18 protein-coding genes are annotated in these 15,956 nt (G+C 74.6%); 7 read left to right on the forward strand and 11 right to left on the reverse strand.

Translation table 11 applies throughout. The features are described from left to right. Nucleotides 1-9 precede the first annotated feature (9 nt). Complete coding sequence (locus FB586_RS11155) at nt 10-444, forward strand: SRPBCC domain-containing protein (protein WP_136519371.1); 435 nt, start codon at nt 10-12, stop codon at nt 442-444. A 6-nt stretch (nt 445-450) separates the two neighbouring features. Here FB586_RS11155 and nhaA read toward each other — a convergent pair whose 3' ends face one another. Continuing rightward, nucleotides 451-1,782, reverse strand: a complete 1,332-nt coding sequence (gene nhaA / locus FB586_RS11160; RefSeq protein WP_136519372.1) for a Na+/H+ antiporter NhaA — start codon at nt 1,780-1,782, stop codon at nt 451-453. Nucleotides 1,783-1,826: 44 nt separating this feature from the next. Beyond that, the gene (locus FB586_RS11165) at nt 1,827-2,273 is read right to left on the reverse strand and encodes an HIT family protein (RefSeq protein WP_136519373.1); all 447 of its coding nucleotides are present in this window, start codon (nt 2,271-2,273) and stop codon (nt 1,827-1,829) included. Between the two features lie 129 nt (nt 2,274-2,402). Between FB586_RS11165 and FB586_RS11170 the strand changes: the two genes are divergently transcribed. Then, the gene (locus FB586_RS11170) at nt 2,403-3,200 is read left to right on the forward strand and encodes a hypothetical protein (protein ID WP_168800529.1); all 798 of its coding nucleotides are present in this window, start codon (nt 2,403-2,405) and stop codon (nt 3,198-3,200) included. A 77-nt stretch (nt 3,201-3,277) separates the two neighbouring features. On the opposite strand, the gene FB586_RS11175 is transcribed toward FB586_RS11170, so the two are convergent. Together FB586_RS11175 and FB586_RS11180 are read right to left on the reverse strand one after the other, a co-directional pair. Continuing rightward, nucleotides 3,278-3,850, reverse strand: coding sequence for an NYN domain-containing protein (locus FB586_RS11175; protein ID WP_136519375.1), 573 nt, complete (start codon nt 3,848-3,850; stop codon nt 3,278-3,280). Nucleotides 3,851-3,932: 82 nt separating this feature from the next. Further along, nucleotides 3,933-4,130: a hypothetical protein gene (locus tag FB586_RS11180; RefSeq protein WP_136519376.1), complete on the reverse strand. Its 198-nt coding sequence runs from the start codon at nt 4,128-4,130 to the stop codon at nt 3,933-3,935. Between the two features lie 75 nt (nt 4,131-4,205). Here FB586_RS11180 and FB586_RS11185 point away from each other — a divergent pair, with 75 nt between their 5' ends. Further along, nucleotides 4,206-4,736 (forward strand): MarR family winged helix-turn-helix transcriptional regulator, encoded by a 531-nt coding sequence (locus tag FB586_RS11185; protein WP_136519377.1) that lies wholly within the window; start codon nt 4,206-4,208, stop codon nt 4,734-4,736. Between the two features lie 102 nt (nt 4,737-4,838). Next, nucleotides 4,839-5,351 (forward strand): flavodoxin domain-containing protein, encoded by a 513-nt coding sequence (locus tag FB586_RS11190; RefSeq protein WP_136519378.1) that lies wholly within the window; start codon nt 4,839-4,841, stop codon nt 5,349-5,351. 8 nt (nt 5,352-5,359) lie between these two features. Here FB586_RS11190 and FB586_RS11195 read toward each other — a convergent pair whose 3' ends face one another. After that, a complete protein-coding gene (locus FB586_RS11195; protein ID WP_136519379.1) occupies nt 5,360-6,241 on the reverse strand; it encodes a serine/threonine-protein kinase in 882 nt (293 codons plus the stop codon). A 286-nt stretch (nt 6,242-6,527) separates the two neighbouring features. Between FB586_RS11195 and FB586_RS11200 the strand changes: the two genes are divergently transcribed. From FB586_RS11200 to FB586_RS11210, 3 genes are all read left to right on the forward strand, one after another. Continuing rightward, on the forward strand, nt 6,528-7,703 hold the full coding sequence (locus FB586_RS11200) for a ferrochelatase (protein WP_136519380.1): 1,176 nt from the start codon (nt 6,528-6,530) through the stop codon (nt 7,701-7,703). Between the two features lie 46 nt (nt 7,704-7,749). Then, entirely contained in the window at nt 7,750-8,454 is a 705-nt protein-coding gene (hemQ, locus tag FB586_RS11205) for a hydrogen peroxide-dependent heme synthase (RefSeq protein WP_370741067.1), read from the forward strand. Between the two features lie 74 nt (nt 8,455-8,528). Further along, the gene (locus FB586_RS11210) at nt 8,529-9,008 is read left to right on the forward strand and encodes an META domain-containing protein (protein WP_136519381.1); all 480 of its coding nucleotides are present in this window, start codon (nt 8,529-8,531) and stop codon (nt 9,006-9,008) included. Nucleotides 9,009-9,030: 22 nt separating this feature from the next. Here FB586_RS11210 and FB586_RS11215 read toward each other — a convergent pair whose 3' ends face one another. The 6 genes from FB586_RS11215 to FB586_RS11240 all read right to left on the reverse strand — a co-directional run bounded on the left by FB586_RS11215 (nt 9,031) and on the right by FB586_RS11240 (nt 15,891). Next, the gene (locus tag FB586_RS11215; RefSeq protein WP_136519382.1) at nt 9,031-10,425 is read right to left on the reverse strand and encodes a Glu/Leu/Phe/Val family dehydrogenase; all 1,395 of its coding nucleotides are present in this window, start codon (nt 10,423-10,425) and stop codon (nt 9,031-9,033) included. A gap of 36 nt (nt 10,426-10,461) precedes the next feature. Then, nucleotides 10,462-10,995, reverse strand: a complete 534-nt coding sequence (locus FB586_RS11220) for a hypothetical protein (RefSeq protein WP_136519383.1) — start codon at nt 10,993-10,995, stop codon at nt 10,462-10,464. A 312-nt stretch (nt 10,996-11,307) separates the two neighbouring features. After that, on the reverse strand, nt 11,308-12,294 hold the full coding sequence (locus tag FB586_RS11225) for a LacI family DNA-binding transcriptional regulator (protein ID WP_370741078.1): 987 nt from the start codon (nt 12,292-12,294) through the stop codon (nt 11,308-11,310). Nucleotides 12,295-12,491: 197 nt separating this feature from the next. After that, nucleotides 12,492-13,406 (reverse strand): carbohydrate ABC transporter permease, encoded by a 915-nt coding sequence (locus tag FB586_RS11230; protein ID WP_136519385.1) that lies wholly within the window; start codon nt 13,404-13,406, stop codon nt 12,492-12,494. Next, entirely contained in the window at nt 13,403-14,437 is a 1,035-nt protein-coding gene (locus tag FB586_RS11235; protein WP_136519386.1) for a carbohydrate ABC transporter permease, read from the reverse strand. Before FB586_RS11235 ends, FB586_RS11230 begins: the two co-directional genes overlap by 4 nt. A gap of 143 nt (nt 14,438-14,580) precedes the next feature. After that, complete coding sequence (locus FB586_RS11240) at nt 14,581-15,891, reverse strand: ABC transporter substrate-binding protein (protein WP_136519387.1); 1,311 nt, start codon at nt 15,889-15,891, stop codon at nt 14,581-14,583. Nucleotides 15,892-15,956 lie beyond the last annotated feature (65 nt).

Raw genomic sequence — 15,956 nt, forward strand, 5'->3', positions numbered from 1 at the left:
CTGACGGCCATGGAGGTCCCGCCCGTCCGGCACCGGCGCGCGCTGCGGTGCGACGTCGTCACGGCCTTCGACACCTGGGTCCGTGACATCGCCCTGTGGTGGCACCCGGACTACACGCCGGACCCCGCCACGTTCCGGGACGCACGCGTCGATCCGGTCGCCGGCGGGGAGGTGTCCTTCACCTGCGACGCGACGGGGACGGTCGTGTGGGGCAGGGTCGAGCAGGTCGAGCCGCCGCGGCTGCTGGTGCACACCTCGGTGCTCGGGCAGCCGAGCGAGCACCCGACGCGGATCCGCGTGGAGCTGGCGCCGTCGTCGCACGGCACGACGCTGCTGTTCGAGCACGGCGGGTGGCACCCCTCGCTCGCCGAGGTGCGGCAGAAGTTCGGCGAGTGGCCGCTGATCCTCGACCGGTTCGTCGCGCTGGCGGACAGCCGCGCCTGACGGGCGTCAGCCCGCGGAAGGGGCGCGCCACGGCAGCGGCGGCAGCTCCGTCGGCAGCCGCGGCGGCGAGCACAGCGGCAGCCGCTCGCCCAGCCAGCGCAGCAGCAGCGAGCCGGCGACGGCCGCGACCACCGACCCCGCGAGCACGCCGATCTTCGCGTGCTCGAGCTGCACGGGGTCGTCGAACGCGAGCTGCGCGATGAACAGCGAGATGGTGAAGCCGATGCCGGCGAGGACCGCGCCCCCGACGAGGTGGCCCCACCGCACGCGCCCCGGCAGCTCGCCGAGCCCCAGCCGCAGCGCGAGGGTCGCCATCCCGGTGATGCCGACCGCGTTGCCGACGACCAGCGCGACGGCCACGGCGATGGTCAGCCGGGAGCCGAACGCGTCGGCGAGCGTGGCCGGGTCGAGGCGGACGCCGGCGTTCGCGAGCCCGAACAGCGGCACGACCACGTACGCGCTCCACGGGTGCAGCACGCGCTGCAGGCGGTCGCCGGTGGCGACCGCGGCCCGTCCCGCGCGTTCCGCGGCGTGCTCGCGGTCGGCACCACCCTCGTCCAGGAACCGGCGCGCGTGCACCGCGACGGCCTCCCGCCGCCCGTCCTGCGGCAGCGACGTCGGCACGAGCAGCCCGACGAGCACCCCGGCGATCGTCGCGTGCACGCCCGAGGCCAGCACGACGCCCCACAGCGCCAGCCCGACGACGACGTACGGCGTGAGCTGCCAGACCCGGCGCAGCCGCAGCGCGAGCAGCACGAGGACGAGCACGCCGGCGGCCGCGAGCGCCCGCAGGTCGACGTCGTCGGTGTAGAACACGGCCATCGCGGTGATGGCGCCGATGTCGTCGACGATCGCGAGCGTGAGCAGGAACAGGCGCAGCCGGTCGGGGCAGCGCGGCCCGAACAGCGCGAGCACCCCGACGAGGAACGCCGTGTCGGTCGACATGACGACGCCCCACCCGTGCGCAGCCTCCCCGCCGCCCTCGACCAGCAGGAACACCGCCACCGGGACGAGGAGGCCGCCGAGCGCACCGAGCGCCGGCACCGCGACCGTGCGCGGGTCGCGCAGCTCGCCGCGCGTCACCTCGCGGTTGATCTCGAGGCCGACGACGGCGAAGAACAGCGCCATCGCGGCGTCGTTCACCCAGTGCTGCAGGTCGAGCACGAGCCCGCCGTCGCCCAGGGACACCCCGGCGGGGGTGTGCAGCAGCGCGGTGTACGCGTCGCGCCACGGGGAGTTCGCCCACACCAGCGCCAGCACCGTCGCGGCGAGCAGCGCGAGGGCGCTGCCGGACTCGGTGGCCAGGAACGTGCGCACGGCGGGGGCGAGGGTGCTCATCCGCGCACGCAGCGCGGGACGGGCGCGGGGCGCCCGCGTGGTCGTCACAGCGCGGGCGACGTCAGCGCCGCCGGCACGTGGGCGCCGTCGCCCTGCGCCCGCAGCGCGTCGCGCAGGCGCTCCGCCGCCGCGTCGAGCTGCTCGGCCGGCAGGTCGTGGCGCGCGTTCGCGAAGGTCAGGCTCGACTCGTCCCAGGCGGGCAGCACGTGCAGGTGCAGGTGCGGGACCTCGAACCCGGCGACGAGCAGGGCGGCGCGGGGTGCGCCGAAGGCCCTCTCCTGCGCGCGCCCGATCGTCTTCGCGACGACCGCGAGGTGCGCGAGCAGGTCGTCGTCCGCCTCGGTGAACCGGTCGACCTCGGCGCGCGGGACCACGAGCACGTGCCCGTCCGTGATGGGGGCGATGGTGGCGAACGCCACCGCCCGGTCGTCGGCCCAGACGAAGCGGCCGGGGATCTGTCCGTCGATGACGCGGGTGAACAGCGTGGCCATGAGCCCACGCTAGCGGGCGGGCGGGCGAGGGCAGAGGGGGGTGCGGCGGCCGTCGACGTCGGTCCGTGAAACGTTTAGTGACCGGGGAGGGCGTTGTCGGGCCCCCGGACGAACCCCTAGGAATCGGGTGTGGTTGCCCTCACCCCCTCCCGCCCCCGCCCCTCCCGCACCGCCGTCGTGCTCGGCGTCGCGGGCCTCGCCCTCGTCGCCGCCTGCTCCACCGGCACACCCGACCGGTCGACCGACCCCACGCCCACGGCCGCGGCCGAGCAGCCCGAGACGACCGTGCTCGAGAGCCCGCCCGTCACCATGACGGCCACCGACCGCCCCGAGTGCCTGCCCGAGGGCGTCGCCACCGCCGAGGTCGGCGAGCCCGGTGCCACGACCACCGTCGCGTGGGCCGGTGCCGGGGACCGCGGCGTCCTGCTCGCCCCCCAGGTGGACGGCGACGTCTGCCAGTGGGCGGACGAGGTCGTCCGCCTCGCCGGCGAGGGCTACCTCGTGGCCACCTACTCGTGGGGCACCGGCGGCCGGGCCGCGTTCGAGCGCGGCGTCGAGCTGCTGCAGGCGACCGGCGCCACACGTGTGGCGTTCGTCGGGGCGTCGGCGGGCGGTGCGCTCGCCGCCGGCCTCGCCGACGACCTCGAGGCCGCCGCCGTCGTCGCGCTGAGCCCGCCCGCGCAGTACGAGGACGTCGACGCCCGGGCCGCGTCGAGCACGTTCACCGGCCCGCTCCAGGTGTTCTCCTCGACGGAGGACCCCCAGGTGCCCGCGGCGGACAGCGCCCAGGTGGCGCGCAACGACAGGACGTCCGTCGTCACCGAGGTCTCGGGCACGGCGCACGGCATCGAGTTCCTCGACGGCTACCACCTCGAGCACGTGCGCACGGTGGTGGACGAGTCGCTGCGGGAGGGGTTCGGCGCCTGACGCGCCTCGTCCCGGCGCCGGCCCCCGGCCGGCGGAGACCCGGCACCCGTCCCCGGGTGCCGGGCCTGCGCGCGCGCTCAGAGGTAGCGCAGCGGGTCGAACTCCTCGAGCGGGATGATCCGCAGGCGCGGCAGCTGGACGTTGAACGCCGCGACGTCGGTCTCCAGGTCGTACGTGCGCAGCCCGCGGGCGGTGAGCGTGGCGAGCTGCTGGCTCGTGAACTCCCGGAACGCGAGCAGGCCGACCTGGCGGCCCTCGTCGACCAGGGCCTCGACCTCGGGGGCGAAGTCGCCGTCGTGGCTGGCGAGCAGCACGTCGCCCTCGCGCGCCGCGATGGCCTCCAGCGTGCGCTTGATGCCGATGTCGACGACCTTCTCGTACGACTCGCCGGCCAGCGGGATCGGCACGTAGCCGATCGCGGTGAGGGCCTGGACGAACGACATCGGCAGGTTGCCGTTCGACGCGTTGAGGAAGAACAGGGCCTTCACCGGCTGGCCCCACGTCTGCTGCGCGAACGTCAGCACGCGCTCCCAGCGCGGCCGCTGCTCGGGCGTGGGTCGTCCGCCGAGGATCGAGGAGCCGAGGGTGGCGTCGATGTTCTCGCCGTCCACCAGCAGGTAGGTCGTGCCCGTGGGGGCCGCGTCGGTCATCGCCCCAGGCTAGACGCGCGTGGGCCGCGACGACACGAGGTCGCCGCGGCCCACCGTGTGCCGGACGGGCGTCAGCTTCCCGTCACGGCACGGTGCACGAGGCGCCATCCGGCCCGGACGCGGTCGGACGGGCGTGGGTGCCCGTGGGCGACCCGCCGGACCCGGCCGACCAGGACCCGCCGGCCGGGTCCTGCACGGTCCGGGCCGCGTCCGGCGCCGGCGCCTGCGTGCTGCTCAGCGTCGCCCCCGGGCTCCACGACCGCGTGCGGGCGGATGACATGATTCCTCCTCTGCGAGGTGCGACGACGACGAGGATGGGCGAGCCCCGCGGGGCCTCGCGAGAGGTGAACCGTTTATGGTCGATAACGATTTCCATCCCGTCGCGGCAGCTCCCGGGCAGGCCGACAACGCCGCCGTGCGCACGTCGGCCGAGGCCTGGGAGGCCCTGTTCCGGGCCCAGGTCACCCTGCTGCGGCGGTTCGCCCGGGACGACGTCTGGGGCGGCCTGAGCATGCGCGAGTACGACGTGCTCTTCACGCTCTCGCGCGCGCCGGGCCGTGCGCTGCGGCTGCGCGAGCTCGCCGCCGGCAGCCTGCTGACCCAGCCGAGCCTGTCACGCCTCGTCGAGCGGCTCGAGGAGACCGGGCTCGTGCGCCGTGGCCCCGTCGAGGGGGACCGTCGCGGCACGGCCGTGCACCTGACGGAGGCCGGTGCGGCCCTGCAGCGCGAGATCGGGCGACGGCACGTCCGCTCCATCCACGCGCTGGTCGGCGGCGCGCTCGACCCCGACGAGCTCGCGACGCTGCAGCGGCTGTGCGACAAGCTGCGCCTGGCGCAGGCGGACCTGCCGGACCCCGGCCCGCGCACCTCCGCGCCCGCCTCCTGAGCCCTCGCCGGGCGGGGACCTCCGGCCCACGTGCCCGGCGCCGACGGCGTCGAGGATGGGGAGGCGGGCGGACGCCCGGCGGTGGCGACGTGAGGAGGGGCCGTGCGGATCCTGATGGCGGTGGCGTCCCGGCACCACGGGACGTGGGAGATCGGCGAGGTCGCAGCCGACGTGCTGCGCCGGCGCGGGCACGAGGTGGACCAGCGCGCGCCGGAGGACGTCGCGTCGGTCGACGGGTACGACGCGGTCGTGCTGGGCTCCGCCGTGTACACGGCGCACTGGCTGCCCGCCGCGCGCGAGCTCGCGCGCCGGTGCGAGGACGGCCTGCGCGCCCGGCCTGTGTGGCTGTTCTCGTCCGGCCTCGCCACGCAGCCGGCCAACGCAGCGAACTCGCCGCTCGAGATCCGGGCGCTGCTCGACCGTCTCGGCGCGCGCGGGCACCGCAGCTTCCGCGGGCGCCTCGACCGGGCGGTCCTGTCCTTCGCCGAGCGGGCGATCGTCGCCGGCGGTCGCGCCCGCGAGGGCGACCACCGCGACATGGCCGCCGTCGCCGCGTGGGCGCAGGACCTCGCGGACGCGCTCGCCGCCGACCCCGCCGCCCGCGTCGCGGTCTGAGCGCGCCGTCAGGAGGCGCGCGCGACCCCGCTGCGCAGCGCGCGCAGCTCCGCGGCCACCGCCGCCATCGCGGGTCGCTGCGCGGGTGCGGATCGCGTCATGGCGCGCAGCAGCCGGTGCCAGTCGCCGTCGAGGTCCTCGGGGATCTCGGGCACCCGCAGCAGCCGTGCGAGGCCCGCCGTCAGCGGGTCGCCCGGGTAGGCCCGCTCGCCCGTGAGGCACTCGAGCAGGACGAGCCCGAGCGAGTACACGTCGCTGGCCGGCCCCGCCGGCTCGCCGAGCGCCTGCTCGGGGCTCTGGTACCCGGCGGTCGCGTGGGTGTCGGACCCCGTCCCGTCGCGTTCGGCGGCGGCGGACGTGCTGGTCGCGATGCCGAAGTCCGCGAGCACGACGGGCAGCGTCGGCGCGTCGCGCCGTCCACCGGAGGGCGCCTCCGCGGAGACGAGCACGTTCGACGGCTTCACGTCACGGTGCACGACGCCCGCGCGGTGGGCGTGCGCGAGGGCGTTCGCGAGCTGGCGGCCGACGTCCGCGGTCGTCGCCGGGTCCAGCGGGCCCTCGGCCAGCAGGTCGCGCAGCGTGCGGCCCTCGACGAGCTCCATCACCAGGAACGCGACCGGACCGGTGCCCGGCAGCACGTCGGCGCCGACGTCGAGCAGCGCGACGAGCGAGGGGTGCGACAGGTCGGCGAGCACGCGCGCCTCCTGCGCGTACCGGCGCACCTGCAGGGGGCTCGCGTCGTCCAGACGGAAGATCTTCACCGCGACGGGCCGGTCGAGCCGCGTGTCCGTCGCCCGGAACACCTGCGCGGAGCCGCCGCGGCCCAGGGGGTCGCCGAGGCGGTAGCGGTGCGCGAGCTCCGGCGCGGCGTGCCGGCCGGTCCTGCTCACGGCTGCTCGACCGTCATCGAAGGGCTCCGGGTCCGTCGGGTCGTCGGTCCGGGGGCGCGAGGATGCGTACGCCCCGCCAGGAGACGCTAGGTGCCCCGGGCGCCCGGCGCACCTCGAGCCGCGCGGACGGGTGACGCGCCCGCCGGCGGCCGCGCAGGTCGGCGTGCCGCGCGTGCCGGGAGGTGACGTCGCGTCGCGACAACATCACTGCCGGACCCCCGCGCTCGGCGGGGAGGGGTGCGCGGGACGGTGCGATGATCGGGACGTGCCCACCGTGACGCCCCCCGTGACCGACCCGACCGCGACCACGGCCGTCGACGGCCTCGCCCCGTACGACGCGGTGCTCCTGTTCTCGTTCGGCGGCCCGAACGGCCCCGACGACGTGCTGCCGTTCCTGCGCAACGTCACCGCCGGCAAGAACATCCCCGACGAGCGTCTCGCCGAGGTCGCCGAGCACTACCACCACTTCGGCGGCCGCAGCCCCATCAACGAGCAGAACCTGGCGCTGCAGGCCGCGCTGCGCGCCGAGCTCGACCGGCGCGGCCTCGCCACCCCGGTGCTGTGGGGCAACCGCAACTGGGAGCCGTACACGGCCGAGGCGCTCGCCGAGGCCCGCGAGCTCGGTGCCCGCCGCGTGCTGGCGCTCGTCACGTCGGCGTACTCGTCCTACTCGGGCTGCCGCCAGTACCGGGAGAACCTGTGGGCCGCGCTCGAGGACCTCGGCACGCAGGACGCCGCCACCGAGGGCGAGCCCCCGCTCGCCGTGGACAAGGTGCGCTCCTACTTCAACCACCCCGGCTTCGTCGCGGCCAACGTCGACGCGGTCGTCGAGGCCTACGGGCGTCTGCAGGCGGAGCACCCGGACGCGCAGTGGCCCCGTCTCGTCTTCGTCACGCACTCGATCCCCGACACGATGGAGGAGGCGTCGGTCGTCGCCGGCGCGTCCTACGCCGAGCAGCACCGGGACGTCGCCCGCAGCGTGAGCGCCGCCGCCGCCGAGCGGCTCGGTCGCACCCTCGAGTGGGACCTCGTCTACTGCTCGCGCTCGGGACCGCCGAGCCAGCCGTGGCTCGAGCCGGACGTCAACGACCACCTCGAGGCCCTGCACGCCGCGGGCACCACGTCGGTCGTGCTCGCGCCGATCGGGTTCGTGTCGGACCACATGGAGGTCGCGTTCGACCTCGACACCGAGGCGCTGGAGACCGCGCAGGAGCTCGGGATGGCCGCCGTGCGTGCCGACTCCGTCGGGACGCGGGAGCCGTTCGTCCGCGGCCTCGTCGACCTGCTGCTCGAGCGGGCCGCCGTGCAGCGCGCGCTCGACTCCGGTGCACCCCGTCCGGCCGAGGCCACCGTCGGCGACCTGCCGCCGTTCCGGTCGGTGTGCGTGCCCGGGTGCTGCCGGCAGCGCGCCGGCGTGGACTCCGGCATCCCCGCCGCGTGCTCCGTGGACCCCTGGTCCTGACGCCGTCGGCCCCCACGCCCACCCGACACCGACCCCCGAGGACCCCGTGACCACGCACGCCCCCGACCACGACGCGCTCAACTCCACCGTCCGCTACACGATGTGGTCGGTCTTCGCCCTCGACCGGCCGCTGCCCGCCGACGACGCGGCTCGCGCCGCGCTCGTCGCCGCCGCGCAGGCGTCCGTCGGCGAGGACGCGGGCCTGGTGGTGCGCGGCTGGTACGACGTGGGCGGGCTGCGCGCCGACGCCGACCTCATGGTGTGGTGGCACGCCGAGACGGTCGAGCAGGTGCAGGGGGCGTACCGTCGCCTGCTCGCGAGCGGACTGGGGGCGCACCTGCGTCCCGTGTGGTCCGTGGTCGGGCTGCACCGGCCCGCGGAGTTCAACCGCGCGCACGTGCCGGCGTTCCTGGCGGGGGAGCCCGCGGGGGACTACCTCTGCCTCTACCCGTTCGTGCGCTCCTACGACTGGTACGTGCTGCCCGAGGCGGACCGCCGCCGCATGCTCGTCGAGCACGGGCAGGCCGCGCGCGACTACGCCGACGTGCGCGCGAACACCGTCGCGTCGTTCGCGCTGGGCGACTACGAGTGGCTCCTGGCGTTCGAGGCGCCGGAGCTGCACCGCATCGTCGACCTCATGCGTGAGCTGCGGAACACCGAGGCGCGCCTGCACGTGCGCGAGGAGGTGCCGTTCTACACCGGCCCCCGCGTCCGCCTGGAGGACTGGGCGGAGCGCCTGCCCCGCGCCTGACCGCCACCGCACGCGACGCCGCCCCGCCCGCCGTGGGCCGGGCGGCGTCGTCGCGCCGGTGCCATGATCGACGGATGCGCGACGACGAGCAGGCGCCGCAGGGGGCGCGCGAGGGTGAGGACGGGCCGGCGGACGGCGTGGCCGACGGCGACGCGGGCTGGCTGCACGGGACCTGGCGCGTGGCCGAGGTGGACGGCGCACCGCTGGCCGACGGCCTGCAGGGCCCGCCGCGGCTGACCTTCGAGGGGGACGGCCAGGTGTACGGCTACGCCGGGGTCAACCGGGTCCGGGGGACCTGGCGGCTCACGGACGGCCGCCTCGACGTGGGTCCCGTGGTGCAGACGATGATGGCCGGCCCACCCGAGGCCACCGCGACCGAGCAGGCCGTGACGGCGTTCCTCGGCGAGGGCGGCACCGTCGAGCGCGCCGGCGCGGACGTGCACGTGCGCACGCCCGGGGGGCACGTCGTCCGGCTGGAGCCGTCGCAGGACCCCGACGGGCCCGGGGCGGACGAGGCCGCACCGGACCCGGCGGGGCCGCACGTGCTCGGCTGAGCGGCCCCCGGGCCCGCGAACGTCAGGGGTACAGGCCGCGGATCTGGTGTGCCTCCGCGACCCGCCGGACGCCGATGGTCAGGGCGGCGTCACGCAGCGTGATGCCCTCCGCCCGCGCCAGGCCGGCGACGGCGTCGTGGCTGGCCGTCATCTGGTGCTCGAGCCGGTCCGCGATCTCCTGCGCGGTCCACCAGTACGCCTGGTTCGCCTGCACCCACTCGAAGTAGCTGACGACGACGCCGCCGGCGTTGGCGAGGATGTCGGGCACCACGACGACGCCGCGCTCCGCGAGCACCCGGTCGCCCTCGGTCGTCGTCGGGCCGTTCGCGCCCTCGACGACCCAGCGCGCCTTCACCTGTGCCGCCGTCGAGCCGTCGAGCACGCCCTCGACCGCGGCGGGTACCAGGAGGTCGACGTCGAGCGTGAGCAGGTCGTGGTTGTCGATGGGTCCCGCGTCGGCGAAGCCCACCACGGAGCCCGTGCTCGCGACGTGCTCCACGAGGGCGGGCACGTCGAGCCCGTCCGCCCGCTGCACGCCCCCGTGCGCGTCGCTCACGGCGACGACGCGGGCCCCCGCCTCGTGCAGCAGCCGCGCCGCGTGCGAGCCGACCTTCCCGAACCCCTGCACGGCGGCCCGCACCTCCGCGAGGTCGACGCCGTCGCGGGCGAGAGCCGCGCGCGCGGTGTGCACGACGCCCTGGGAGGTCGCCGTCGCGCGCCCGAGCGAGCCGCCGACGGTCAGCGGCTTGCCGGTCGTGACGGCGGGGATCGTGTACCCGCGGTTGACCGAGTACGTGTCCATGACCCACGCCATGGTCTGCTCGTCCGTGCCGATGTCGGGCGCCATGATGTCCCGCTCGGGGCCGATGATCGGCATGATCTCGCTCGTGTAGCGGCGGGTGACGCGCTCGAGCTCGGCCCGCGAGTGGGAGTGCGGGTCGATCGTCACGCCGCCCTTCGCACCGCCGTACGGCACGTCGACGACGGCGCACTTCCACGTCATCCACATGGCCAGGGCGCGCACCTCGTCGAGGTCCACGCTCGCCGCGTAGCGCAGCCCGCCCTTGCCGGGGCCGCGCGAGATGTTGTGCTGCACGCGGTACCCGGTGAAGACCTCGGTGCGGCCGTCGTCGGTGCGCAGCGGCACGGCCACCCGCATCTCGCGTCGTGGCGTCGCGAGCATGGCGTGGAGGCCCTCGTCGTAGCCGAGGATCTGCACCGCGCGGGCCAGCTGGTGCTGGGCGGTGGCGAGAGGGCTGGTGTCGAGCGCGGCCGACGGCCCGGGGTCGCGGTCAGTGGTGGGACGGGCGGCGGGAGTGGGTGCCGCGGTGCTGTCGGAGGTGCCGGGCGCACCGGGCGTGGCGGGTCGCGCCCCGTCCGTGCGTGACGTCGTCGTGCCTGCAGGAGGGTGATCCATGTCACTACCCTGGCACGGCCGCGAGGGCCGGGCAGGTCAGCAGACGCGGATGTCCGTGACCCACTTCGCGACGTTGCCGCCGAGGTGCCGGCTGTGGCGGGCCGGTACCCGGACGCACGAGCCCACGGTGCCGTTGGAGTACACGGGTGCGACCGACATGGCCCGGTGCTGGCAGTTGTAGACGCGCGCGGACCAGGGGGAGGGGAACGCCAGGTAGTACGACGTGAGGTAGGAGCACCAGGCCTCCTCGTCCTCGATCGTCGCCAGGGGCTGCGTGCCCTCGGCCGGCGGTGCGAGACCGTCGGCGGGCGCGGCGGGCACCACGGTCCCCGGGGTGACCGGTGCGGGGAGCGACGTCGCCGCCGCCGGAGAGGTCACCACCGCGGCCGCGAGGGCCGCGGTCAGGCCCGCCACGAGGGCCGCGGCCCTCAGACGGGCGCCCACCGCGGGCCGGGGGGACCGGTGGCGGGCTCGCACGACCGTCTCGGGGCCGTGCGCCGCGCCGGGCCCTGGGACGCACGGCGCCGCAGCAGGGGTGATCGGGGGGACGGGGGAGGGTGTGCCGCTCACGGGGCTCCTCTCGTCGGCCGGCACATCGGGCCGGCGGGGAGAGGCACCGCACGTCGTCGGGCGGCGCCGGAGCCACCTTCACAAACCGGACCGGACGGTGTCAAGGCGCGTCCGACCTGCGTCACGCGACCGGTAGACGCTACTGCGGCCGTCGCCCTGACGAGTGGCGGCGTGCCGACGAGGACGCCGCCGGTCCAGCCGCGTCCGGGACGCCGGTGCCGGCACGGGCGGGCCGGCGCGATCGGTCGGCGCGAGCGGCCGCCACGGGCGGGCCGGCACGGGGGCCGGCCCGGGCGGACGCGGGCCGGCCGGTCAGGCGGAGGCGCGGACGACGAGCTCGGGGGCGAAGATCAGCGGCTCGCTCGGCGGCGCACCGTGCAGCTGGTCGAGCAGGCGTGCGCCCGCGGCGCGCGCCATGGCGACGACCGGCTGGATGACGCTCGTCAGGGGCGGGTTGGTCGACGCCGCGACGCCGAGGTTGTCGTACCCCACGACGGCGACGTCACCGGGCACCTCCCGGCCCAGCTCGGTGAGCACCCCGAGGGCGCCGGCCGCCATGAGGTCGGACGCGATGAAGATCCCGTCCACGTCCGGGTGCTGCTCGAGCAGCTCGCGTGCGGCCCGGGCGCCCGAGGTGATGGTGAAGTCCCCGTGCACCACGGCGGACCGGTCGAGGCCGGCGTCCTCCATCGCGCGGCGCCACCCGGCGAGGCGGTCGATGCCGGCGGACATGTCCTGCGGGCCGGCGATCGTGCCGATGCGGCGGCACCCGCGGTCGATGAGGTGCTGGGTCGCGATGCGGCCGCCCTCGGTGTTGTCCGTGTCGACGTACTGCACGTCCTCGTCGGGGGCGGACAGCGGCCGGCCGACGAAGACGTTGGGGACGCGCGAGGTGAGCAGCGCGCGGTCCAGCTCGTCGTCCCGGTGGTGCGAGACGACGATGGCCCCGTCCACGTGCCCGTTGCGCAGGTAGCGGATGGTGCGCTCGCTCTCGCCGGGGCGCGCGATGACGAGCACCACCTGGATGTCCGAGTCGGCGAGGGAGGTGCTCAGGCCGTTGAGCGTGCCCGCGAAGAACGGGTCCGACAGGACGCGCTCGTCGGGCTCGGGCACGACGAGCGCGATGGAGTCCGTGCGGCGCGTGACGAGCGAGCGTGCGGCACGGTTCGGCGTGTACCCGAGGTCCGCGACCGCCGCCTCGACGGCGGACAGCGCCTCGGGGGAGACGCGCAGGCCCCCGTTGATCGCGCGCGAGGCCGTGGATCGCGAGACGCCGGCTCGCTCGGCCACCTGCTCCAGCGTGGGTGCGCTCGGCCGTGCACGGTCCGCACCCGTCGGGACGTTCTCGACCACCGTTGGTCATCCCCTCCTGTGGCTGCTCGCGAGCAGCGCGTCGACGTCCTGCCGGCTCTCGCCGTGCCGGGCACAGCGAGGCTACCCGGCCGGACGGCCCGGTCCGGCCGGACGCACGGGGCGCCCGGCCGGACCGCAGCGGCTCAGCCCTTGACCGCGCCCGCCATGATCCCGGCGACGAGCTGCCGGCCCGCGAACATGAACAGGATGATGAGCGGCAGCGTGACCAGGAAGACACCCGCCATGACCAGCGAGTAGTCGACGAAGTAGTTCGCCTGGAGCAGCCGCACCGCGACGGGCAGTGTCGGGTTGTCCTGGTTCAGGACGATCGACGGCCAGAAGAAGTTGGTCCACTGGGTGACGAACGTGAAGAGCGCCAGCATGGCGGCGGCAGGACGTGCCGCCGGCATCGCGATGGACCAGAAGGTCCGGAACATCGAGGCCCCGTCCACGCGAGCGGCCTCGATCAGCTCGTAGGGGAGCGCCTCCTCGAGGTACTGGGTCATCCAGAACACCCCGAAGGCGGTGACGAGCGCCGGCACGATGACGGCCTGCAGCGTCCCGATCCAGCCGATCTTGGCCATGATGATGTACAGCGGGATGACGCCGAGCTGCGTGGGCACCGCCATGGTGGCGATGACGAACACGAGCAGCGGTCGCCGTCCGCGGAAGTTCAGCTTCGCGAACGAGAAGCCGGCGAGCGTCGAGAACAGCACGGTCGCCGCCGCGGTCACCACCGAGATGATCACCGAGTTCCAGAACGCCTTCCAGAAGCTGAAGGCGTCGGAGTTCATGACCTGCGAGAACTTGTCGAACAGGCTCGCGTCGGGCAGCAGCTGCGGCAGCGGGTTCTGCGAGATCGCGGCCGGGTCGGACGAGCCCAGCAGCAGCGTGTAGTAGATCGGCCCGAGGCCCACGAGCACCGCGATGCCCAGGAGCACGTAGGTGACGACGCCGGGACGGCGGTTGTACCCGCCGGCCTTGCCCCGCGAGCTGCGTGCCGCGGCCCGGGCGGCGCCCGGGCCCGCGGACTGGCGGATCATGGGGACGGAGCTCATGCCGACCTCCTCGAGGAACGGGCGGCGGCACGCCGCTGACGGCGGGACGGCTGGCCGCCGCCCGAGGTCGAGATCCGGTTCGTCACCGCGAAGTTCACCAGCCCGATGAGCACCACGATGATGAAGAGGATCCACGCGACCGCCGCGGCGCGGCCCAGGTCGCGCTGCGTGCCCCAGCCGACGTCGTACAGGTACAGCGTCGTCGTCATCCACTGCTGCGAGCCGCCGCCGCGACCCGCCGGGTCGAACACGCGCGGCTCGTCGAAGATCTGCAGGCCGCCGATGGTGGAGGTCAGCACGACGAAGATGATGGTCGCGCGGATCTGCGGCACCGTGACCGAGAAGAACTGCCGGACGCGGCCCGCGCCGTCGATGATCGCGGCCTCGTAGAGCTCACGCGGCACGGCCTGCATGGCGGCGAGGAAGATCAGGGTGTTGTAGCCGGTCCAGCGGAAGTTCACCATCGAGGCGATCGCGACGTGGCTCGCCAGCACGTCCACGTGCCAGCGCACCGGGTCGATGCCGAAGACCCCGAGCGCGGAGTTCACGAGGCCCGACTGGTCCGCGAACATGCGCCCGAAGATGAGACCGACCGCGACGGGCGCGACCACGTAGGGGAGCAGCACGCCCATGCGCCAGAACGTCTTGGCGCGCAGGTTCTGGTCCAGCAGCGCGGCGAGGACGATCGCGACGAGCACCTGCGGGACGGACGACAGCAGGAAGATCGAGAACGTGTTGCGCAGCGACCGCCAGAACATCGGCTGGCCGAACACGTCGGTGTAGTTCTGGAAGCCGATGAACTCGCCCTGCCCGCCCAGCAGCGCCCAGTCGTAGACCGACACGTAGGCGGTGTAGATCAGCGGGAAGAGGCCGGTGATCGCGAAGACGATGAAGAACGGCGAGATGTACAGGTAGGGAGAGACCTTCACGTCCCAGCGGGACAGCTTCTGCGAGAAGCCGACCCGTCGCGGAGGACGGGGCGCGCCCGACTGCGCGACGCGCTCGGGCGCGGGTGGTGACTGGACGGACATACGGACCTCGCGTGGGTGGTGACCCCGGGGGGCTCAGGGTCGCGTGTGCCCGCGGACCCTCGGACGGCGGATGCGGGGACGGCGCCCCGCAGCGGAGGACCGGCCGGGGACGACGATGGCGTCGTCCCCGGCCGGCCCGTGGGTCACAGACCCAGGTTCTGGAACGCCTCGACGGCGCTCTGCCAGCCCTGCTCGGGGTTCTGGGACTGCTCGACGTCCACGCGGATGATCGCGTCGGCCACCGCCTGGTGGATCTTGAAGTAGTTCTCACCCTTGAACGGCGTCACCGAGATCGCAGCGGCACGGTTGGCGAAGATCTCACCGACCGGCGCGTTGTTGAAGAACTCGTTGGTCGACGCGGTCAGCTCCTCGTTCTCCCACGCCTCGACCTGGCTCGGGAACGTACCCGCGTTGAGGAACGCCTTGATCTGCGTCTCGGGCGAGGTCAGCCAGTCGGCCAGCTTCTGCGCCTCCTCGACGTTGTCGCCGGTCGCGGGGACCGTCAGGTACGAGCCGCCCCAGTTGCCGCCGCCACCGGGGAAGACGTCAGCGACGTCCCAGCCGGTGACGCCGCCCGAACGCTCCTCGATCGGGCCGGTCATCCACGCCGGGCAGAGCATCGTGGCGAAGCCGTTGCTCTGGAACGCGGCGTCCCAGTCGGGCGACCACTGCTCGAGGTGCGCCGACAGGTCCGCGGACTCGGTCACGACCTGCGTGAACGCCTCCTGGACCTCGGAGTTCTCCGCGAGCGGCTTCGGGGTGCCGTCCGACTCCTCGTACGCGTTCTCCATCTGGTTCACGATGCCCTGGTAGATGGAGGTCGCGGAGTCGTACCAGGCGACGTCCGGCGAGGCGGCCTTGAACTGGCGGCCGGCCTCGAAGTAGGACTCCCACGTCGCGTCGTCGCCGCCGAGGAGCTCCTTGACCGACTCGCGGTCGGACGGCAGGCCCGCGGCCTCGAAGAGGTCCGCGCGGTAGCAGATGCCCTCGGGGCCGATGTCGGTGCCGTAGCCGATGAGGCGGCCGTCCTCGGACGTGGCGGCCTCGACCTTCCAGTCCTCCCAGCGGCCCTCGACCGAGTCGCTGGTCAGGTCGGCGAACGCGTCCGCGCTCGTCAGGAGCTCGGGCAGCCAGTCGACCTCGATCGCCTCGACGTCGGCCAGGCCGGAGCCGCCGGCGGCGAGCTTGGTGGTGAGGTTCGTCCGCGCGTCCTCGGACCGGGCGGCACGCGTCTGCTTGACGGTGACGTTCGGGTTCTCCTCGGTGTACTCCGCGAGGAGCTCATCCGTGTAGCCGAAGTCGTTGAAGGTCGCGACCGTGAGCGTGATGTTGCCGTCGCCGCTCGCGTCGCCGCCCTCGTCGGCGTTACCGCCGTCGGAGCAGGCGGACGCGAGCAGAGAGATGCTCGCGACGCCGGCGGCGAGCGCCCACGCCTTGCGTGTGGTCTTGCGCACTGTGACTCCCTTGTCAGTCGGACGGCGACGTCGCCGTACCCCTCTGTCCACCCGGCACCCGGACG

Source organism: Cellulomonas telluris, from assembly GCF_004886325.1.
In the GTDB taxonomy this organism is placed as follows: Bacteria; Actinomycetota; Actinomycetes; order Actinomycetales; family Cellulomonadaceae; genus Cellulomonas; species Cellulomonas telluris.